Below are 22,131 nucleotides of genomic sequence, written 5' to 3'. Positions count from 1 at the left end.
TTTTCTGACTTATTGTTTAAGCAATTTTCTGCCGGCAAATTTGCAATAAAATATGACAAAAATGACAGGCAGCAGGATGCGAACATACAAAATGAAAACGTTATGGTGGGCTACCTGCTTCATTTTTCTCATTTCAACGTGTCAGGCTCAAAATCAGCAAATGAAAACAAACAATCCGCTTTTATGCGATCCGGAGAGTGGTATCTGTGAAATGCCAGGTACCAATAGCACAGCCACATTCACTACCAGTGAGGTCAAAGATAAACCTGTAAAAATTATATACTTTACCGATCCTATCTGTTCCAGCTGTTGGGGTATTGAGCCCCAGCTGCGGAAGCTGAAAATGGAATACGGACAATACATCGATATCGAATACCGTATGGGCGGACTCCTTCCCGACTGGAGCTACAACAGCGGCGGTATCAGCAAACCTGCTGACGTAGCGCACCATTGGGATGAGGTCAGCCGGTACTACCAGATGCCCATAGACGGAGACGTTTGGCTGGAAGATCCGCTGCCCTCCTCCTATCCGCCTTCTATTGCTTTCAAAGCCGCCCAGTTACAGGACGAACAGAAAGCACAGCTTTTCCTCCGGAGAATAAAGGAAATGGTCTTCCTCGAGAAAAAGAACATCACGAAATGGGAACATCTCAGTCAGGCGGCATTGGCTACTGGACTGGACCCAGCCCGTCTGCAGACCGACTTTGAAACCGTCGCCGTACAACGCTTTCAGGAAGACCTGGCGATCAGTCGCCAGTATGGTGTAAGAGGATTTCCCACCATCTTCGTCACCGACGGCAAAGGTCATCAGGAGATGATCTATGGCTCCAAACCTTACGCAGTCTTTGAAAGCGGCATCCGTAAACTGGTACCCACAGCAGAGAAAAAGACGTCTCTGCCAGACTGGGAAACCCTATTCAGTACCTTCCGGACACTCACCAGCAGAGAGTTTGCCGAACTAAGCGGACGGAGCATACCAGAAAGCGAAATATTGCTGGAAGACCTGCACAGTAAACAACAACTGGAAAAGCACCCTACAAAGAACGGCGCGCTCTGGATCAGGAAGTAACAGGAGCCGCACAAGATAAATCTGTATCATCCTGCTGCCGGCGCATTTTTGTGCTGCAGCAGGATCTTTTGTGTCAGAGATACCGGGTACTATCTTTTCAGGATTTTTGTCTCTATCTTATGCGGCATTATGAGTACACATCCTCTCCCTACCAAACCACATTATCTTGTACTGGACGGGCTACGTGGGGTAGCCGCATTGATCGTTGTCATTTTCCACGTATTAGAAGCGCATTCCACGAGTCACCTCGATCTGATGATCAATCACGGTTACCTGGCCGTTGATTTTTTCTTCCTCCTTTCCGGTTATGTTATCGGCTATGCCTATGACGACCGCTGGGAAAAAATGTCTGTCGGCACCTTTTTCAGACGTCGCCTGGAAAGACTACAGCCCATGGTGATTGTCGGTATGATCATCGGCGCTATCTTCTTTTATGCCTCTGATTCACCATTATTTCCTACCATTCACACCGTACCGGTATGGAAACTCCTGGTGATCATGCTCATCGGTTTTACCCTCATTCCGATCCCCGTTTCCTGGGATATCAGGGGCTGGCAGGAAATGCATCCGCTGGACGGACCCGGCTGGTCGCTGTTCTTCGAATATGTGGGTAATATTCTTTATGCGCTGGGCATCAGAAAATTATCAAAGACCGCACTCTCTATACTTGTCGGCCTTTCCGCGATCGCACTGATCTATCTCACCGTATTCGGACCGACAGGCGATGTGATCGGTGGCTGGTCCGTTACACCTGAGCAATTAAGCATTGGCTTTACCCGCCTGATGTTCCCTTTCTTTGCCGGTCTGCTGTTGTCAAGAGCCACTACGCCTACGCGTATTAACAACGCATTCCTCTGGTGTAGCCTGTTACTGATCATTGCCTTCGCCATACCACGTATCGGTGGTGCGGATCATCTGTGGATGAACGGTATCTACGAATCTTTTGTCATCATTCTCATATTCCCACTGATCGTCTATCAGGGCGCAAGCGGCCAGATCCACAGTAACCGGGAGTCTAAAATATGTAAGTTCCTTGCGGACCTCTCTTATCCTTTGTACATCACACACTATCCGTTTATTTACGTTTATACCGGCTGGGTAAGTGCACACAAGGGAACAGATATGCCACTGGCAGTGGTGTATGGTATATTGACATTCGTGGTGTCTGTACTGGTAGGCTATCTCAGTCTCAAGTATTACGACGAACCGGTAAGAGCCTGGCTGAAAAGACGGGGAAAAGCATAAGTACACGGATCCTTATGTATTCTGCTTAAAATTCACCATCTTGTTGTTCATCAGTGAACAATTAAGAGTTACTATTTACATGAACGCACAGGTAACAAGAAGAAATTTTATCGGCCTTATTGGCATGAGCGGATTAGGTCTTGCGCTGAAAGGCAGTGCTTTTGCAGCTGCCCGTGCTGCCTTTACCGGCGCTCCGTTAGAAGCCAGTATTGAGATCGACTTCACACATCCGGAAGGCACGGTGGACAATGGCATTTATGGTCAATTCATAGAACACCTTGGCCGGGCCATCAACGGAGGTATTTTCGAAGAAGGCTCTCCCCTCTCAGATGCCAGCGGCATCCGCAAAGACGTACTGGAAAAGATCCGCGGGTTGCAACCCAGCATACTGCGCTATCCCGGTGGTACATTTACCAAGATCTATCACTGGATGGATGGTATTGGTCCGCTGGCAGAAAGACGCAGCCGCCCTAATCTGATATGGGGCGGTGTGGAAGATAATCACTTCGGTACGGACGAAGCCGTTGCCTATGCCAGAGCGCTACAGGCAGATGCCTATTTTGCGGTCAATATGGGCACCGGCACCGCAGAAGAAGCTGGCAACTGGGTAGAATACTGCAATGGCACACAGGACACCTATTATGCGAATCTGCGCCGCAAAAACGGTCACGCTGATCCCTTCAAAGTAAAGTATTGGGGAATAGGCAACGAGGAAGCTGCCGGCCCTGATATCGGCCGTCTACAGGATGTAAAAGAGTTTGTGAAAGAGGCATGGCTGTATACCAAAGCCATCAAGCTACAGGATAAAGATGCCAAACTCGTACTCTGTGGCGCTGATGATGCCTGGAACGAATATGTCCTGAAAGAAATGGGCGGCGTATGCGACTATCTCTCCATGCATCATTATGTCAGCTCTGATAAAAGCAAACCGGCATCCCTGTTTCCGCAGGTAGATCATATGGAAAAACTGATCCTCACTTTAAAAGGACAGATCCAGACACTGACACCGGAGAAAGTAACCGACTTCAGTAAATGGTACCGCTTCCCGCACAGGGCCAACCCGGTAAAGATCGCTATCGACGAACTGGGTATCTGGGAACCCGGTGGCACCGGCGCGTATCAGCTGGAAGAATACTATACCTGGGACCATGCACTGGGTACCGCCACCTTCTATAACATCATGCTCAGACAGGCATCCGTAGTAGGTATGGCCACCTGGGCACAGACGGTCAATGTACTGGCTCCGATTATGACCAGTAAAACAGCTGCTGTTTGTCAGACCATCTACTACCCGATGCAGTTCTATCGTCAGCACGCAGGGAATGTCAGTCTGAAAACACAGGTAATGACACCTGACCTGAAAATGCCGGGATCTAAAAATGCCAAAGCATTGGATGTTGCCGTCACCCTGCACGACAGTGATGGCAGTCTGGTGATCTTTGCGGTGAACCGTCACCCGGAACAGGCGGTTAAAACAGATCTGCGCAGCATCGATAGTAAAAAGTATACGCCTGTTGCTGTATATGAACTAAACGCAACAGCAATAGATGCGATGAATACCCTGGAACATCCCGGGAAGAATGTAGTAACATCCACAGAGAGAAAACTCTCTGGTGGTCTTTCAAGCTACACCTTTCCGGCGCATTCCATTACAGCTATCAGGTATAAAAAAGTATAACTATTTAAAACGAGGAAGGTCCCTGCCAACGCAGAGACCTCCTCTTTCTTACGCCCTCTTTTCGGACGTCACCCTTAGCTTCTTATTCTCCCAGAAAATCACTTCCGTCTTTTACAAACTTATCTGCCAGCTGAAACAGGGAAGCATGTGCTGCATCATCATACACGATCAGGTGTGCATTTGGCAGGTGCTGCGCCATATTGGTCGGATTGATCACCGGTACAGGCAGATCTTCCTTACCCTGTATCAGCAGCACTGGTATTTTAACTGATTCCAGCTCTTTCAGCGCATCCGGTGCAGGCTGTGCCCACCCCAGTACAGCGGTCAGTTCTGCCAGACTGCTTTCATCGCTAAGTGGTTTATCACGATCCACCTGACGCAGTGCTATCCTTGCATACGCCTGTTTACCTGCGGCACGGCTGGCGTCTGATTTGGTAAAACCGAAGTACAGGAAGGATTCTTCAGCACTCAGCCCCTGTCCGCCACCAATGATTTCAGGCAGTTTGGATAAACCTTCGCTTCCCTTCGGACCAACACCTGTCAATACCATCTTGTTGATCAATACCGGTTCTGTCAGCGCGATCTGCTGTGCGATAAACGAACCCATTGAAAAGCCCAGCAGATTGACCCTGCTATATCCCATTGCTTTAATGAAAGTAACTGCGCCTTTCGCCATATCCGCGATCGTAGAAGGCGTCTTGCCTGTTGATGAACCCACACCTGTATTATCAAACAGGATCACTTTGTATTTCTTTGCAAAACCATCTGTTACAGCGGGATCCCAGTCATCCATTGTACTACCCAGCGGAGATAATACGACCAGCGGTACACCTTCACTGTTACCCAATACACGGTAAGCAAATTTGACATCACCTGATGTCACAAACTGCGTCGGTGCATGCTGGTGATCATAAGAAACTGCCGGCGGCGTAGCTGTATCTTCATCCTTGTCACAGGATACAAAACTAAATGTCAGTAATGCTGATAGAGCCAGCATGCTCATAGTAGTAAAACGTGTTGTTGCCATTGTGTTGAGTTTGTTGTTGTTGTTTCGTTGATGATTCAAAAGTACCTGCATCCGTTCCCGTTGGCAATGACGGAGTACGGCAGGTGGACCAATTACACCGTGAAGTGGTCATTTCAAAAGGGGAGTTACCTTTTTAGCATAACAGCCAGACAAACTATCATTTTAATAATACCTGCTACTACTTAACTTATTTTGATTATAGTTCCCTTCGTAGGAAATTTGCGTTATTAAATTAATAACGCGATGCTATTCGATTCATATCAGCTACAGCAACTCGGTTTGAAAAACCGTATCGTAATGCCGCCCATGACACGTTCCCGTGCAGCAGCAGGCGAAGTTGCTACAGATCTTATGGCGCAATATTACAGTCAACGCGCCGCTGCAGGCTTAATTATATCAGAAGGAACACAGATCAGTAAACAAGGTCAGGGTTATGCCTGGACACCCGGTATCTACTCCCCCGCCCAGATAGCAGGCTGGAAGAAAGTGACAGACGCGGTACATGCTGCCGGCGGACGTATATTCGCCCAGTTATGGCATGTAGGCAGGGTTTCTCATACCTCTATACAGGAGAACGGCGCTGCTCCGGTATCCCCCTCTGCTATACAGGCGGAAGGTGTAAAAGTATTCATCGATACCACGGGTAATGGTGCGGACGCAGGCAAAGGATCGCATACAGAAATGGTACAGCATTCCATGCCGAGAGAACTGACCATTCCTGAAATCAAACAGATCGTCAAAGACTATGCACAGGCAGCTAAAAATGCCATTGCAGCTGGTTTTGATGGTGTGGAGCTACACGGCGCCAACGGTTACCTCATTGAACAGTTTATCGACTCCCAGACCAACCATCGCACGGATGAATACGGCGGTAGTCTGAATAACCGGCTCAGCTTCCTGAAGGAAGTAGTGACCGCTGTCGCTGACGCTATTGGTAAAGAACGCGTAGGTGTTCGTCAGGCGCCGCTGACTACCTTAATGGGCGCGCAGGATGACAATCCGGAAGTGACCTATATCGAAGCAGCAAAGCTACTCAATGAGATCGGTGTTGCGTATATCCATATTGCGGAAGCAGACTGGGACGATGCACCTGTTATGCCGGTGGCCTTCAAAGAAGCTTACAGAAAAGCCTTCAGTGGTACCCTGATCTATGCCGGTAAATACACAAAGGAACGTGCGGAAGAAGCACTGGAAAAAGGATGGGCTGACCTGATCGCCTTTGGCCGTCCATTCATCGCCAATCCTGACCTGCCTTATAAACTGGCGCATAACCTGCCGCTCAATACACCCGACAGACCAACATTCTTCGGTGGTAACGCAACTGGTTATACCGATTATCCGGTACATAAAAGTGATGTCAATGTCCTGCAACCTGCAACTGTCTAATATATACCTGCTATAAATCTAAACCGGCGTAAGAAGCTTTCTTACGCCGGTTTGCTTTTATGCGCCGGCAAAAACAACTATATTGGGCAGCTGATGTAACACAACGATCAGCAGTTTTAAATGGGCCTGGATATATATCACTTAAAAATCACGGAAAAATATGATACTATACTGGACTATTTTCGCCTGAGCGAGCTTGCAGCATGTCCTGAAATGATCAGCCGTCATGAACACCTCATCGCAGAAATAGAAGAACCAGCAGGGTATTTTGATGTATTTATATTTAAAGACGAACAGGAGCTACAACTATATGCTAAAAAAAATCCTGCAACATCAGATCGCGCATTGATCACAGGCGGCCCCGATCATTTACGACAGGAACTAAAAAAACTGGAGGACCGATACAACCTGAATCCTTCAGACTTCTTCTCAGAACAGCATACTCACACGTACAGCAGCTTTCTAAAAAAAACTGAAATAACCTATACCCGGAGATTTTATTCAATGCACGATGTTAAAAGAAAAGTGCTCTACCATACAGATGCAGGCTATCAGCGAAGAGGTATGAATCAGGATTTTTTCAAGATCTTCACAAATGATACCTTGTACTTCAGAAAAGAGGACGTGATCAGAGCTATGGATTATATCTACGACGATGATCCGGCAGACTACAAAGAACGCATAGATAACTTCCGGCAAAACTTCATTGACAACTTCATAGAAGGTGAAAGCATATTTTTCATCTCCTGGTAAGCAAATTATTCACTACTTTACCCTTCCGGAAACATCCTTATGCTCAATAATACCCATCGCGACAACTGGATAGATTATCTACGCAGCTCCATTACGGTGCTGGTTGTGGCCCATCACTGTTCTCTCGCCTATACCACCTTCGCCTCATTCGATGCGAATGCCTATATCAACTCCACCCACCCGGTAGTAGACACGCAACGCTGGATAGGACTCGATATCTTCGAAAACTTCAACGATATCTTTTTCATGTCACTGATGTTTTTCATAGGCGGATTATTCCTCACTAAAAGTCTTACAAAGAAAGGCGTCGCCGCTTTCCTTAAAGATCGTTGCTACCGACTGTTCTTACCCTTTCTCTTTGGCGTAAGCGTACTCATGTTATTGGCCTATTTCCCGGCTTACTACCTGGCGCATCATGATCTCGACATTCCAGCATATATCAAAGACTTCTTTACAACAGAACAATGGCCTGTAGGACCACCCTGGTTTATCTGGGTCCTGTTTGCATTCAATGCCCTCTTTGGGATCAGCTGGTTGTTATTTAAAAACGCATACATCCGTGCCGGCAAAGCGATCCAGCGACTGGCCAGCCGTCCTTTTTTATTCTTCGGATTATTCATCGGTATCACCTGGATCACCTATGTGCCCTTATCTGCAGCTATCGGAATGGGCACCTGGACAGGCATTGGTCCTTTTGACTTCCAGTTGAACCGCGTCATTCTCTACTTTGCTTATTTTATCTTAGGTGTGATCACTGGTAGTGGCGACTTCCAGCAGGGACTCTTCTCCCGTGATGCCGCACTGACCCGTCACTGGAAAGTATGGTGCATAGGGGCGCTGATCGCCTATACACTGATCACCCTCAATGGTATTTATGAGCCATTACGCAACATGGTGATAAAAGGAATGATGCCTCCGCTGGCCGCCTGGATGATCTACTTTACGGTATATGTATCTTCCTGCACCCTCAGTTGTATTGCCTTCCTGACCGCCTTCAGGGCAAAGAGCAATAGTACCGGCCCATGGATGGATTCGCTGACGGCAAATGCCTACATGATCTATCTCGTACACTATATCTTTGTTCTCTGGACACAGTTCATCTTACTGCCATTACACGCACCGGCAGGGATAAAATTCCTGTTATCCTTCTTCGGCACCCTGCTATTGAGCTGGGGCCTGAGTATTGTCCTGCGTAAAATAAAGATCGTACAGCAATACATATAACAGAATAACCGCAAATAAGATGGCCATTCTTAATGCCTATCGGCAGCTCCATGAGCCAACAAAAACAATGATCCAACTCAGTTCCTGTTGACAAAATATTTCTCTTAAAAGCTGAACATAATCGCATGTTAGTTTGTTATTCGTTGGTCCCTAACTGTAACAACTTAATATGCGATTATTTGCCCCTGTTTTTCGTTTGTCCCACAACAACGTAAACTTATGTATTTTATTTAATGTCTTTTTATTCGTTTCACAGTATGCTTTCGGACAAACACCGCCGCCGCCAGCTATTACCAGTTTTACGCCAGCCAATGTTTGTCAGGGTCAGACCGTTACCATTACCGGCACGAACTTTCAGAACGCAACGGCTGTAAGGGTCGGTACCGATAATGCGGTCAGTTTTACTGTTAATAGTCCGACCTCTATCACAGCAGTTGTCTCTTATAGCGCTCAGACCGAGCGTATAACAGTGACAACGCCCGGAGGATCTGACAACAGTAACACCAGTCTCACGATCCGTGCTGCTCCACGCCCTGCTTTACGGGACGTTAGTACAAAAGATGTTGAGTTCTCCAACTGTGATGGCAGTCAGACGTATCTCCTTCGTATAAGAAATCTTTCCTATACGCCGGAGACGACAGGGAACAACTACACGATCAGCTGGGGTGATGGCACTCCTGCCTTCACACAACAAGACTGGCCCAGTGGCGCGGAGATCAGTCATAATTATGGCTCACAGGGGTATTTCCTCATCAGTATCAGCATCACACCACCCAATGGCTGTACGCAGACCAAACAATACCAGTTCTACAATGGTAAGAACCCTCTGGCCAGTTTAAGTACCTCTACCTCTACGACCGGTCTTTGTGTGCCGGCGCCTATCGAGTTCCAGATCGGGAACTGGACAGGCAATACACCTGGTACTACTTACGAACTTGATTTCGGGGATAACAGTCCGCACCTGATCTTACAACACCCGCTCAATACAACACTGACCACACATCTTGTCTCTCATACCTACACCACTTCTTCCTGTCCGGCGGTAGACTTTACCGCCACCTTAAAAGTGAGCAATGGTTGCTTTACCACTACCTATACGCTTAACCAGATCATTATCCGGAAAAAGCCGGTAGCAGACTTCCGCACAGAACCCGTCCTCTGTATCAATACACCGGTCTGTTTTACGAATCTCACAGAAGACGGTTACGGGGGAACAAGCTGTAACAGGAATACCAACTTTTTATGGGATTTTGGTGATGGCACGACGTCTACCGACAGAACGCCGCCCTGTCATACTTACGCACGCCCAGGTACCTACAACGTGAAATTAAGCGCGACTAACAGCGCCTGTGGAGATGATATTAAAATAAAACAGGTTACAGTCCTGGATGTTTCTCCACCACCTACTGTAGCCGCTGGTCCGGCGACCTACTGCCAGGGCGATCCTGCAACACAGTTGACGGCAACAGGCACCAATCTGCTGTGGTATAATTTTTCGACGGGTGGTACAGGTTCTACCACAGCCCCTACGCCCTCCACCAGCAGACCAGGTACCTTTAACTATTATGTTACACAAACACTACCCAATCGTTGCGAAAGTCCGAGAGCGGTGATCACCGTGATCGTCAATGCGCGGCCACCGGCACCTGCTGTCAATTCTCCGGTACAATTATGCCGGAATCAGACAGCTACGCCATTAACTGCTTCCGGTAGTGGTCTTTTATGGTATACCAATTCAACCGGTGGTACAGGAACAGCAACTGCACCTACGCCTGTAACAACGGCTGCCGGTACGACCACCTGGTATGTCAGTCAGACGACCAATGGATGTGAAGGTCCGAGAGCTGCGATCGAATTGATTGTCAGCGAACTGGCAGGAGCACCAACCGTGACTTCTCCGGTCAGCTATTGCCAGAACCAGTCAGCAATACCGCTGACTGCGGGAGGCACCAGTCTGCGATGGTATACTCTCCCTACCGGCGGTACAGGTTCGCCTGTTGCACCGGTTCCATCTACCGCTACACCGGGCAGCACCACGTATTATGTCAGTCAGATAACGGGTTGTGGAGAGAGTCCACGCGCTGCTATTGTGGTGAATGTGACAGCCAGTCCTTCGGCCAGTATTGCCTATAGTCCGGCGATTCTCTGTAATGCGCCCAATACGCCGGCTGCGCCGAATCCCGTTGTGCATGTTACACGTACCGGCGCCGGTGGAGGCAACTTTTCCGTCATTCCAGCCGCTGGTCTGACAATAGATGCCGCAACCGGAGATATTACACCTGCAGGTGCGAGTCCGGGTACTTATACAATACGATATACCATTAGCGGTACGGCCCCCTGTCCTGACTACGTGACGACCACGACTGTCACGATCAACAGTACTCCCTCTGCCACAATTGCCTATCCGGCGATGTGTTCGTCTGATGGTGTAACCGGTGTACAGTTAACCGGTGCAAATGGAGGTAGTTTTTCCTCCACCACAGGCTTAAGTCTGAGTGCATCCACGGGAGCTATTACCCCGGGAACCAGTACGCCCGGTACCTATACCGTCACCTACACAATCCCACCATCTCCTCCCTGTGCAGGTTTCAGCACCAGCACACGGGTAACGATCACCAGGGCGCCGGCTGCCACTATCAGTTATCAACCGGCAGTGCTCTGCAATGTAAGCAGCGGTACGCCTAATCCGCCTGTAACACCAGTTATAACGGGCAATACCGGGGGCACATTCAGTATCACGCCAGCTACTGGTTTAACGATCAATCCGGGTACCGGTACGATCACACCTGCGGGCGCTACACCCGGTATATATACCATCAGCTATACAGTTAACGGGACTGGCGGTTGTGCGCTTTTCAGCACCTCTGCTACTGTCACTGTCAATAGTACGCCTGCGGCAACTATTCGCTATGCCAATTCTCCTTATTGCGGAAGCACCAGTACACCACAGACAGTTACATTTTCCGGAACACCTGGCGGTACTTTTAGCGCAGGTACCGGCTTAAGTATCAATCCAACAACGGGTGCAATAGATCCTTCTCAGAGTACGCCGGGCAACTATACGGTACAATATGCGATCGCCGCAGCGCCGCCATGTCCAGGATTCAATACTACCGCCAGCGTCACTATTACTGAGCAACCTGTGATCTCATTCCCTGTCACCACACAGGCAATTTGTTCCGGTGGCTCGGCGACCTTCAGACCCAGATCGACAGTAGCCAATACGACGTATAACTGGTCCGTTACCGGTACATTACCTGCTGGCGTTGCCGGCATCAGTGCCGGTTCCGTCAATGGTACGAATGCAGCTATCAACTTATCATTTACCAATACAGGTAATGTCAGTCAGACGCTCACCATCCGTGTCTCACCGGTTAATCCGACACCATCGCCCTGTACAGGTGCAGACTACAATCTGCAGCTGACGGTCAAACCCGTGACCGCAGCACCTGTTACGGATACCGCGCATTTCTGTATGGGTATGCCTTCTACTTCGCTACAGGTAACGCCATCACCCGGTAATACGATCAACTGGTATGACGCCAGTCAAAATCCCCTGAATAGTGCGCCACTCATTAGAACCACCACCGCTGCTACTTACCGTTTCTATGTAAGTCAGACAAACGCCGAAGGTTGTGAGAGTCCGAAAGCGCCGGTTGTTGCGGTCGTACATCCTACACTAAAGATCACCAGTGCAACAGCGACCAATCCTGTCAGATGCGGCATCCCTTCCGGTACGATTGCCCTGCATGTGCTGGACCTGAATAACGGCGCCGTTCCGAATATGGATGTGATCGTCCACTACAACAAATTCCAGATACCTTACAGTTACAGCACCCGTACGGACGCCAATGGTAACATCAGCGTTCCTTTGACGGCTGGCACCTATTCTCAGATCTATGTTGAAACGGTGGGTAATTGTCTCGCTCAGAAAATACCGGATGTATTCATCCTGCGGGATCCTTCTCCGCCGGCTCAACCGGTAGCCGGATACAATCCGCCACTCTGTGCAGGTGCTACGCTGACATTGACTGCCTTATCTGCCACCAGCGAAGAAACAGGACCTGTTGAATATATATGGGCCGGACCCGCCTTCGGTCCTTTCTCTGATACCAGCAGAAACACGGTTGTTACATTCCCATCCGTCAGCACCAGCGACGCCGGTACATACGCAGTATATGCCATGCAGAATAACTGTATCTCCCTGCCGGCAGAATTCGAAGTAAAGATCACGCAGGGACCTACACAACCTTTGATCTCAACAAGATCGCCTTTGTGTGTAGGTGATGACCTGTTGTTACAGGCTTATAGTTCTATTTCGGGGAATAGTGCACTGACCTATCTCTGGAAAGGTCCCGGCGCCGGACTACCGGTAAGCACCGCTAATGTCACGATCAACAATGTACAGATCAGCAATTCCGGTATTTATACGATTACTGTTACTTCTACCGAAACGGGTTGCAGCGCATCTGCTGACACCCTGATACAGGTAGGCGCATACCCTGTCGTTACGCTGCCACAGGATACGGTGAGTCTGCCGACAGGCCACCTGCTCCCGCTTACCACTACTATCACCAATGCAGACGATCCCGGCGTATTACCGATCACGCAATACAAATGGACGCCTGTACAAAACCTGAGATGTAATGATGCGCTTTGCAGCGCACCGGTAGCCACGATCAAAAACGATATCTGTTATCAGGTAGAAGTGACCAACGCTTACGGCTGTGCAGCGAAAGATGAGATCTGTATAAAAGTGTTCTGTCAGGAGTCACAGGTATTCATTCCAAATGCGTTTGCACCTGGCGGAGATATACCGGAGAACAGAAGACTGGTCGTACGGGCTACGGGTATCAATGCCGTGAAATCATTCCGGGTGTTCAACCGCTGGGGGAGGATCATGTATGAGCGAAGCAATTTCGCTCCGAATGATCCTGCTTTCGGATGGGATGGACTGATCAACGGTAAACGGGCAGATACCGGCGTGTATGTCTACACAGTGGAGGTAGTCTGCGAAAACGGCGTACCGTACACCTTTAAAGGTAATGTTACATTATTCTAAACAACTTATCTATGAGACGATATTTAAAAACGTGCGCACTGCTGCTGATAAGCTGTCTTTCTTTTGCCACAGGCTTTTGCCAGGACGTAGCATTCTCTCAGTTCTACGACCAGCCATTATTACGCAACCCCGGACTTGCCGGCGTATTCACCGGCAATATCCGGGTATCGGCTTCTTACAGAAATCAATGGGAAAGCGTCACCATTCCTTACCGTACATTCAGTCTGAGCGGGGAATTCAAAACACCGGTCAACTTTGTACGGGACGGCTACGCTACTTTCGGACTACAACTGCTGAGAGATGTGGCCGGGACCTCTGAATTCAATACCACCCAGATCATGCCTTCGCTGACCTATGGCGTGTCGCTGAGCGAATACCGGAATTCCTATCTGAGCTTCGGCTTTATGGGTGGTTCTATGCAGCAACGCTTTGACCAGAGTAAACTGGTGTTCAATGACCAGTTCATTGCAGGCAGCAATGGCAGTTATAGTATCGCGCCTTCCTCCCGGCAGGTGATCAATAACACCAGCGTTAGTTATTTCGATGCATCTATTGGTCTGAGTTATAACGGCGTTTTCAAAAACCGTCGCGATGATCTCTATGACATTGACTATTTTATTGGTGCTGGTCTCTATCATATCACCATGCCGGAGGTTAGTTTCTTTAAAGGAAATATCATTACCCTGAACAGGAAATTTACGGCGAATGCAGGTCTTTCTGCTCCCACCAGTGAGACCGATCGTTTTATATTGTATGCTGACTATTTCAAACAATTCACCCGCGGACTGAAGCCCATCGGCATCAGCACAATACAGGCGGGTGCGATGTTCAGCCATGAATTTGATCAGCAGACGCTTACACTGGGTATGTTATACCGCATGCGGGACGCAGTCATTCCTGTTATACAACTCCAGTGGTCACAGTTTATGGTCGGTATGAGCTATGATGTGAATATAGATAAACTGGCGGTGGCATCCCAGCGACGGGGTGGCTTCGAACTGACATTATCCTACAGGGACTTTTTAAGCAGCAGCAGAGACGCCAGAAGTAAAGAAGAAAGGAGACAGTCATCCTGTCCAAAATTCGGGCGATAAAGGGCTAAAAACAGCGTTTAACGAGATCCTGTATTTCATTCACCCGGATCTATATTTTCCATACATTTGTCAGATCACTCAACATTTACTTACTCCCCCTTCTGATATTGTTTTAATATTTGTTATCCTACGTTAATCCTACGTTCATGAACGTAGGATTAACGTAGGATAACAAATATTAAAACGGCATCTGAACGATACCCAAACACCCGATAGCCCCTATCATTTTCCCGTTAACAATAAATAACAGTCCGTAACAGCATCTGGCACAGTTTTGTCATTACAGTAGACGAAAGAAGTTTAAACCGCCTGCAGACGTTGAACTTTCAAAAATTTCATCACGCTTAATTAAACTTCACCACATGAAAGCTTTTAAATATTTAGCCGTCGCTGTATTACTGGTTGCAGGATTGAGCAGCTGCCTGGTCGTTCGTGACAGACCCGGATATTATCACTCGCGTCCTCCTCATCACCATCATCACGGTGGTTACTATCACAGATAAGTATAGGCTGCATTCATCTGTCTTACACGTAAGATTATATTATGAATGACAATTCATCAATAGGACTTAGAAATGAAGCATCAGCATATTGAAGCAAATTGCTAATTCTTAATTCCTAATTCCTAATTGATTATACACCACACCAGGATTACCCCCGTTTTATAGCAAAAATACTTATGCCGGCTGGCTTATTGCCCGCAGTCATCAGCATGTGCTGTCAAAAGGGGCTTTCCTGTGTCAGGAAAGCTGCTGGAAAGAGAAAAGGGAAGAGAAAGATTATTACTTGTACAATGCTTTTAACTGCGCGAAAATGACGTCCATCTGTTCATGCGGATCTACCGTTCCGGGATGCTTTTTGATGTTTTCCTTCGCGTAACTGATCCTGTTTTTAGTCAGCGGATGCGTGCTGATAAACTCGGGCACATCCACCTTCTCGCTCAGTTTTTGCAGGACCTGCATCAGTTCTACCATGCCATGCTGATCGATATGGTTCTTACGTAAGGTTTCCATACCGACAATGTCCGCCTGTTGTTCATACTGACGGGAATAAGTGAGGTTGTATAACGCATTGGCATTGGAGTAAAACACACTGGCGGCCTGACTGCTGTTTGTCAGCACAAGGGTTACCAGTACAGAAGAACTCATGTCCCGGCATAATTTACGTACAGAGTGACGGCAGCTGACGTGTGCCACTTCGTGTGATAATAATGCGGCCAGTTCTTCTTTTTTATTCAGCTTCTTCAGCAGACCGGTATACACAAACACATAACCGCCCGGAAGCGCATAGGCATTTTCGATCTTGCTGGGTACAACAAAAAATTTCAGGGAATCAGGGGAATCCCAGTGCATCTGTGCGCCAAATTTTGCAAGTAAAGCACTGGCAGCCGGGTCACGTTCTTCATCCATGCTCTGCACGGCGGTTTCACCTAATTCTTTATCAAAGGACCGGGGTAAACGGTCAACGACCCTGTCGGCACACCAGGGCAGGATCACAAAATGCGCCAGTGCTGCCAGACCGACAATGACCAGCAGGGCAGCCAGGCCCACTTTAACGCCATTACGCAGTACCAGTCTATCCAGACCAATACTGCGTATGTGTTTGTATTTTTCCAGGAACAGCTCCACAAAGGCAGCGTCGTTTATTTCCAGCGTACCGGCATCATCGGCCCGGTTGACAAGACGGATAAAACGCTTGTCAGCCATATCGACGTTGATCTCTGAAAATAACCAGTGATGCCTGCGCGGAGGCATACCCTCTACCGGCGTTTCAAACTGTAAACTTTCATCGAATATCCGGATCGTAGCAGGAATGGCAACAGCCACCTTGTGATCGTAAAATGTTCCTTTAAACATAAATCAAATTAAATGATGCTGAGGTCCAGCAGATCTGCCATATCTTCTCCCATAGCGTTTCTGTACTCTTCTTCTGTCTGTGACAGCTGAGACAGATCCACGTTACCTTCGATCTCAACGTGAGACATCAGGAAGCTGAGCGTACGGGTCTCTATCCATGCATAACCGATACCTAAGGTAACGATCAGCAGGATCGCATTCACAATCAGCAGACCAGCGAATTCACCACCGGTAGCAGTAGAACGCAGACTGAAGGTTTTATCTTCGTGTTGCAGATAAGTATGGTCCACCATGAAACGGTACATATCTGCCTGCCACCAGAAGGAATAGATACCCAAGGTAAGAACAGACAGGAAATATCCTTTCAGGTTCATGAAGAAATAGTCGCTGCCATTTGCTTCATATTTGAATTCACCACTGCCGAAACGGATATTGCTGACAATGTAAGTACGCAGGTTAATGGTCGCCCATGAACCATAGATACCAAAAGTGATCAGTGTCAGGAACATTTCCTTGATGAACAGCAGAATGAATTCATTGCGCTGACCGCGATAACCAAAACGGATACCTCTCCAGGTCGTTCTTGACCAGTGGTAACGGTTGGAACCATGGATAGCGAAAGGAACAGCTGCGATGATCGCCGCGAAATAAACAATAAAAGCCACTGCAATCATACCAGCTTTCATGAGCAGGAAGAATGTAATGTACAATGCCACGATCACACCCACTGCTTTCAGAAAACCTTTGAACATCTCTTTACCGGTACCATGCCATGCAAAACGGCTACCATCCAGTTCTGTGGAAGAATAGATGTATTGCAGTTTTTTGGCTTTAGCCCATGGATAGTAGAATCCGAATGTTACAGCTGTAAGTAATGCGTTTAAAATGAGAATGCCGAAAAAAGTACCTCCGTCACCATTGTAGGTAAGGGCGGGGCGGTTTACAGTGCCGGTTTGGCCATACTGTTGTTCCATAAGAAAGGGGATTAGTGTATAGGTTTAAAGAATAAAAACAAATATATTATTTTTTCTCATAAGAACATACCCCTGCACCTCTTCCTGAACAAAATGCGTATTTCTACGTATTATCAGTGACTTAAGTACTAAAACGCTAACTTCAGTTCATGAAACCTTCCATGTTATTGCTCCATGGCGCAATTGGCGCGTCCATTCAGCTACAGCCGCTTGCAGAGAGTCTGAAGGCTCATTATGACGTACATCTCCTTGATTTTCCCGGTCATGGCGGTACTCCCCTGCCCGATCAGCCTTTTTCTATCGCCCTTTTTGCCGATGCCACATTACAGTACATCCGCCAGCACCAGCTGGAAGACCTCACTATCTTTGGTTACAGCATGGGCGGTTATGTAGCCCTTTATCTGGCCAGACAGCATCCGGGCCTGATCGGCAGGATCATTACCCTGGGTACGAAATTTCATTGGGATGAGGTCACTGCAGCGAAAGAGACCAAAATGCTGAACCCGGAGACGATCCTCCAGAAGGTACCTGCCTTTGCCGACAACCTGGCCCGTCTGCATGCGCCAAGGGACTGGAAACAGGTATTACTGCAAACCAGTGAGATGATGCTGTCCATGGGCAGGGACAATCCGTTAAAAATCGATGATTATAAAGACATTACGACGCCAACGCTGATCATGCTGGGCGACCGTGACAAGATGGTCTCCATAGAAGAAACCGTCGTGGCCTATAAAGGGATCAACGGCGCACAGATGGCCGTATTACCGGGTACGCCGCATCCGATAGAGCAGGTCAATCTCTCCCTGCTTGCTTATTTCCTGCAACCAGTAGCCACTTATACGCCCGCCTGATCCTGACGGGTCAGGATCAGCTGATCGGTAATACAAAAGTATCTTCCAGGGTCGCATTCACAGGCGTATCAGGCTGCGCACGGTGTGGCACGGAATAATACCGGCCGGTAAGGGTTAAACCTGTGGCACTGCGCTCCAGGGCGACCTTCAGAAAACCGTGTTTATTATCACAATAACTCTCCAGTCTTACCTGCTGAAAAGTGGGATAGTCATTTGTAAAACGCGTATCGTCCAGGGCTGCGATGGCATGTAATTCGTCATACCCGCCACCTCCGGCTACAATAAAGCATACAGATTTACCATCCGGATACGCCCTTTTCATACGCTGATAATTGTGTACGTGTCCGCTAAACACGATATCCGGCCGTACGCCTGTCTCCTCAAAAACAGACTCAAGCAGGGTGATCATCGGAATACTCGATCCATGGTTGATATCTGCCGTATAGGGAGCATGATGTATACAGATGATCAATGCCTTACCGGGACGTTCGCCATCTGCGGCCTTCAGCTCAGCTTTCAGCCACTCCCTCTGTTCATCTGTCACAATACCAAATTTCGGCACATTACTGTGCATACCGATAATGTTGGCCAGCGGGGCTTTCATCGTCCAGTAGACATTGGGCTGTACCATACTTTTCCTGGCAGCACCACCACTGAATGGTACTGTATGCGGTTCCGTATCACAGAATACGGTCATAAACGGCTCCAGACTGTTATACTTCACAGCAGACTCCTCGTTCACATCGCTGTCGTGGTTACCGGCAATCGCAAAGACCGGGGCGGGATATAACTTATAAGGATCGAAGAACTGCCGCTGGTATTGCGACGCTTCTCCATGATTGTACACTACATCTCCCAGGTGATAAAGGAATTGAGGGCGCTCTCCGGGAGCGGCCGTTTCAAATTGCTCTACCATCTCCTTCACGACTTCCCGCTGAAAATCCGGACTGCGCATGCTTCCGGTATCGCCCACCATATGGAAGACCATACTGTCTTCACCGATGGAAGGCAACACGTCCTTTAACGCTAAATGATAGGGATAAGGGCCGCTGGGGGCTGGCAAAGGTCTGAATTTGTAAGAATCATCGGGCTGGTCTTTCTTAAGCACAGGTGTATTATATCTCATGACAATTTTCGCTGTTCCGGGGGTAAAGATAAAACCAAAACTGACTAGTAGGTAGTCCCCAATGTGATCAGGAGATGAACAATTGCGCCAAAAAACGGCTGTAAGTCTTTATTAACAGGGCTTAATCCACTAATCCGGCCTCCTTTAATATTTTCAGAATAGCGATCGCTCCGGGGGCCTGTGCGGACTGTTCTGCATATTCATCTGAAGAAAAGAAACGTATCTCTCCTATCTCGGCAGCCGGTTTCGGTTCGATGTCCCGGTGCACCAGATAACAATCCTGTTCCATGATCACGCCTCTCTTTTCGCCAAAAGCAGGCGCTGTGATATGTGTGTAGTATTCGAGGTCTTCTTCCGTCAGCTGCACATGCAGCTCTTCTTCGATCTCCCGGCAAAGTGCGCCCTTCTCTGTTTCCCCTTCGTCCACTTTACCACCGGGTAAATAAAAACATTGTTTATTCCTGCTGAAGGCCAGTAATAATTTCCTGTCGCGGACTACTAAAAGCCCTACCGTCTTTAATGCCACCATCTGTTTGAATAATTTATGCCTGTTCAGATACCCTGTCCGCCCAGCAACAGTTTCACCTGATGCCTGTAGTTTTTACCAAGCGGCAGCTGTTTACCATTTTTCAGGGTAATGGTATTGCCCTCAAGATAACACACAAATTTTTTATTGAGGATATAAGATTTATGGATACGGATAAACGTATCAGCGGGCAACTGGCTCTCAAAACTCGAAAGTGTACGCGGCGTCAGCACAAAACGGCTGGCATCCCACACTTTGACATAGTTGCCCAGACTTTCAAGATAATACAACTCTTCCGGATTTAGCTGTATCAGTTTCTTATCCGATTTGATATAAAGCGCCGCAGGCTCTGTTGTAATAGCAGGAACAGGTGCCGGTGTATGATGACCGGCCTGTTGTTTAAGGTTATAAAGCGATAAAGCCCTGTTGGCGGCTTTCAGAAAACGATCGAAACGAAAAGGCTTCAGCAGGTAATCACAGACCTCCAGTTCAAAACTTTCCAGCGCATGCTCCTCATAAGCGGAAGTAATGATCACGATCGGCTGCTGTTGTAATGTTCGCAGAAAATCCAGCCCATTCAGCTTAGGCATCCGGATATCCAGGAAGATCAGGTCAACAGACTGCTTACTCAGCAACTCCAGCGCTTCCATCGCTCTGTAGCATTGTCCGGCGGTTTGAAGGAAAGGTACGTCTTCCATATACCGCAGGATCACCTCGTGCGCCAGTGGTTCATCATCTACTATCAGACATCGTAAACTCATGAAAGATCCAGTTGCATTTCTGCTTTAAATGTATGATTTTTTATACCGGTTTGTAACTGATAGCGCCCCGGGTATAGTAATTCCAGCCGCTTTTGCAGATTGCTCAGGCCAATACCACCGGCAGCAGAGACGTCTCCTTCAAATGAATTCTCACAACTGAAATACAAACGTTGTTGTTTACAACGTAGTGTGAGATGCAGGAAGGCTGCATCTTCCGCGGGTTCTATCCCATGTTTGAAAGCATTCTCTATAAATACGATCAATAGCATGGGCGCGATCTGCTGCGCAGGATCTTCAATATCGGACTGAAACTGTAAGTCCAGTGATTTCCTTAAACGGATCTGCTGGAGGTCCATATAGTCCTCCAGATACTTCACTTCCTCCCGGATGCTCACCCGTGGTTCCTGTCCCTTGTAAATGACATAACGCATGAGCTCTGATAGTTGCAGAATACTGTCCGGTGTCTGCTTCGACTGCTGCAGACTTAAAGCATACAGGTTATTCAGCGTATTAAAAAAGAAATGAGGGTTCAGCTGTTGCTTTAACAGATCCAGTTCCGTCCTGGTTTTCTCCTGCTCCAATGCCACGATCCGGTTGTTCTGCCGTGTCCATTGAATGGCCAGCACCACAGGTAGTGTCGCAAAGACGATCATCAGCGCGCCGAATGCATTTTCCAGGACAAAGGGATTCTCTGCAAAGATACCGCCCAGTAAACGGTTGATCGGCATCCAGGCCAGTAACTGCCCCATCAGCGGATATAATATCGCAATAACCGCAAAAGCACTCATCACATAGGCAATGATCCCCCGCTGTTTTAATACACGGGCGACCAGCCACCGGCTGTTCAGGTAGTACAGACAATAGCCGCACATATACATAAAAAGGAACTGCGCGATAAACAACAGAAAAAGACCAAAGTGCGCAATGATCTTCGCCGGTATAAATTCATACCCGATCAGCAACTGGTCTTTCGTATGATACAAGGGGTTATTAAGACTCGATACAGCCATCGCCGAAAGAATAACGGCAATCATCAGCAAACTGATCAACACTGCCTTATCCAGGCTGATACGGCCGATCCAACGCACCTGCCGGACCTGTTGCCGGTACCAGGCATTAAGCACCAGTAACGACTCCAGTGAGATACAATAGATCGCCCCGGTAGCAAGCAGCTGATCCGTTACACCCAATACCTGTGTATAAATACAGATGGCAGTCAGCAGCGGCAGACAAACACCAAAAACACACATCCAGGATAACAGGTATTGTTTCCGGGATAAGCGCTCCAGCAGGTAAGTACGGTACCAGGCAAACAGCAGAACGGGTAACTGTGGCAGGGCCAGCGCCAGCAGGTGACGGACAAAAACCGGCCAGCTCACAGGAGTTACAGCCAGTATACTGACCCATATCAGCATCCCTGTAAACAGCCATACATCGAGCTTAGCTACGATCAGTCCTTCTTTTTCCTTTATTACATCCATATATCTGACTGGTAAAAG

Annotated in this window: 17 protein-coding genes; 10 read left to right on the top strand and 7 right to left on the bottom strand. The window is 48.0% G+C overall.

All coding sequences use genetic code 11. From position 1 onward, the window contains the following. Positions 1–160 precede the first annotated feature (160 nt). From BMZ72_RS00840 to BMZ72_RS00830, 3 genes are all read left to right on the top strand, one after another. Positions 161–1,069 carry a ClpXP adapter SpxH family protein gene (locus tag BMZ72_RS00840; RefSeq protein ID WP_177222641.1) on the top strand — a complete coding sequence of 303 codons (909 nt, stop codon included), beginning with the start codon at positions 161–163 and terminating at the stop codon, positions 1,067–1,069. Positions 1,070–1,198: 129 nt separating this feature from the next. Further along, entirely contained in the window at positions 1,199–2,314 is a 1,116-nt protein-coding gene (locus BMZ72_RS00835) for an acyltransferase family protein (RefSeq protein WP_089804312.1), read from the top strand. Between the two features lie 40 nt (positions 2,315–2,354). Beyond that, positions 2,355–3,992, top strand: a complete 1,638-nt coding sequence (locus BMZ72_RS00830) for an alpha-N-arabinofuranosidase (RefSeq protein ID WP_143087559.1) — start codon at positions 2,355–2,357, stop codon at positions 3,990–3,992. Between the two features lie 82 nt (positions 3,993–4,074). On the opposite strand, the gene BMZ72_RS00825 is transcribed toward BMZ72_RS00830, so the two are convergent. Continuing rightward, entirely contained in the window at positions 4,075–5,019 is a 945-nt protein-coding gene (locus BMZ72_RS00825) for an alpha/beta fold hydrolase (protein ID WP_089804308.1), read from the bottom strand. Between the two features lie 243 nt (positions 5,020–5,262). Between BMZ72_RS00825 and BMZ72_RS00820 the strand changes: the two genes are divergently transcribed. The 6 genes from BMZ72_RS00820 (at position 5,263) to BMZ72_RS36475 (ending at position 15,041) form a co-directional block, all read left to right on the top strand. After that, on the top strand, positions 5,263–6,405 hold the full coding sequence (locus BMZ72_RS00820) for an alkene reductase (RefSeq protein ID WP_089804306.1): 1,143 nt from the start codon (positions 5,263–5,265) through the stop codon (positions 6,403–6,405). Between the two features lie 120 nt (positions 6,406–6,525). Continuing rightward, positions 6,526–7,158: a hypothetical protein gene (locus tag BMZ72_RS00815; protein ID WP_089804304.1), complete on the top strand. Its 633-nt coding sequence runs from the start codon at positions 6,526–6,528 to the stop codon at positions 7,156–7,158. A 39-nt stretch (positions 7,159–7,197) separates the two neighbouring features. Next, positions 7,198–8,382: an acyltransferase family protein gene (locus BMZ72_RS00810; protein ID WP_089804303.1), complete on the top strand. Its 1,185-nt coding sequence runs from the start codon at positions 7,198–7,200 to the stop codon at positions 8,380–8,382. Positions 8,383–8,551: 169 nt separating this feature from the next. Then, positions 8,552–13,444, top strand: a complete 4,893-nt coding sequence (locus tag BMZ72_RS00805; RefSeq protein ID WP_089804301.1) for an Ig-like domain-containing protein — start codon at positions 8,552–8,554, stop codon at positions 13,442–13,444. A gap of 11 nt (positions 13,445–13,455) precedes the next feature. After that, positions 13,456–14,538 carry a PorP/SprF family type IX secretion system membrane protein gene (locus BMZ72_RS00800; protein WP_089804299.1) on the top strand — a complete coding sequence of 361 codons (1,083 nt, stop codon included), beginning with the start codon at positions 13,456–13,458 and terminating at the stop codon, positions 14,536–14,538. A 362-nt stretch (positions 14,539–14,900) separates the two neighbouring features. Then, positions 14,901–15,041: a hypothetical protein gene (locus tag BMZ72_RS36475; RefSeq protein ID WP_177222640.1), complete on the top strand. Its 141-nt coding sequence runs from the start codon at positions 14,901–14,903 to the stop codon at positions 15,039–15,041. Positions 15,042–15,320: 279 nt separating this feature from the next. Here the strand turns inward: BMZ72_RS36475 and BMZ72_RS00795 are convergent, their stop codons facing one another. Together BMZ72_RS00795 and BMZ72_RS00790 are read right to left on the bottom strand one after the other, a co-directional pair. Beyond that, positions 15,321–16,394: a M48 family metallopeptidase gene (locus BMZ72_RS00795; RefSeq protein WP_089804297.1), complete on the bottom strand. Its 1,074-nt coding sequence runs from the start codon at positions 16,392–16,394 to the stop codon at positions 15,321–15,323. 8 nt (positions 16,395–16,402) lie between these two features. Then, positions 16,403–17,368, bottom strand: coding sequence for a YjgN family protein (locus tag BMZ72_RS00790; RefSeq protein WP_089804295.1), 966 nt, complete (start codon positions 17,366–17,368; stop codon positions 16,403–16,405). A gap of 149 nt (positions 17,369–17,517) precedes the next feature. Here BMZ72_RS00790 and BMZ72_RS00785 point away from each other — a divergent pair, with 149 nt between their 5' ends. Beyond that, the gene (locus BMZ72_RS00785) at positions 17,518–18,219 is read left to right on the top strand and encodes an alpha/beta fold hydrolase (RefSeq protein WP_089804293.1); all 702 of its coding nucleotides are present in this window, start codon (positions 17,518–17,520) and stop codon (positions 18,217–18,219) included. A gap of 16 nt (positions 18,220–18,235) precedes the next feature. Here BMZ72_RS00785 and BMZ72_RS00780 read toward each other — a convergent pair whose 3' ends face one another. The 4 genes from BMZ72_RS00780 to BMZ72_RS00765 all read right to left on the bottom strand — a co-directional run bounded on the left by BMZ72_RS00780 (position 18,236) and on the right by BMZ72_RS00765 (position 22,113). Next, positions 18,236–19,345: a metallophosphoesterase family protein gene (locus BMZ72_RS00780; protein WP_089804291.1), complete on the bottom strand. Its 1,110-nt coding sequence runs from the start codon at positions 19,343–19,345 to the stop codon at positions 18,236–18,238. A gap of 121 nt (positions 19,346–19,466) precedes the next feature. Beyond that, complete coding sequence (locus BMZ72_RS00775) at positions 19,467–19,874, bottom strand: NUDIX hydrolase (protein WP_089804289.1); 408 nt, start codon at positions 19,872–19,874, stop codon at positions 19,467–19,469. Positions 19,875–19,897: 23 nt separating this feature from the next. Beyond that, complete coding sequence (locus BMZ72_RS00770; RefSeq protein WP_089804287.1) at positions 19,898–20,632, bottom strand: LytR/AlgR family response regulator transcription factor; 735 nt, start codon at positions 20,630–20,632, stop codon at positions 19,898–19,900. Next, the gene (locus BMZ72_RS00765; RefSeq protein WP_177222639.1) at positions 20,629–22,113 is read right to left on the bottom strand and encodes a sensor histidine kinase; all 1,485 of its coding nucleotides are present in this window, start codon (positions 22,111–22,113) and stop codon (positions 20,629–20,631) included. Before BMZ72_RS00765 ends, BMZ72_RS00770 begins: the two co-directional genes overlap by 4 nt. Positions 22,114–22,131: the final 18 nt, after the last annotated feature.

Source organism: Chitinophaga sp. YR627, from assembly GCF_900114995.1.
GTDB lineage: Bacteria > Bacteroidota > Bacteroidia > Chitinophagales > Chitinophagaceae > Chitinophaga.
The sequence above is the reverse complement of the archived record's forward strand: the minus strand, read 5'-3'. Positions and strand labels throughout refer to the sequence as shown.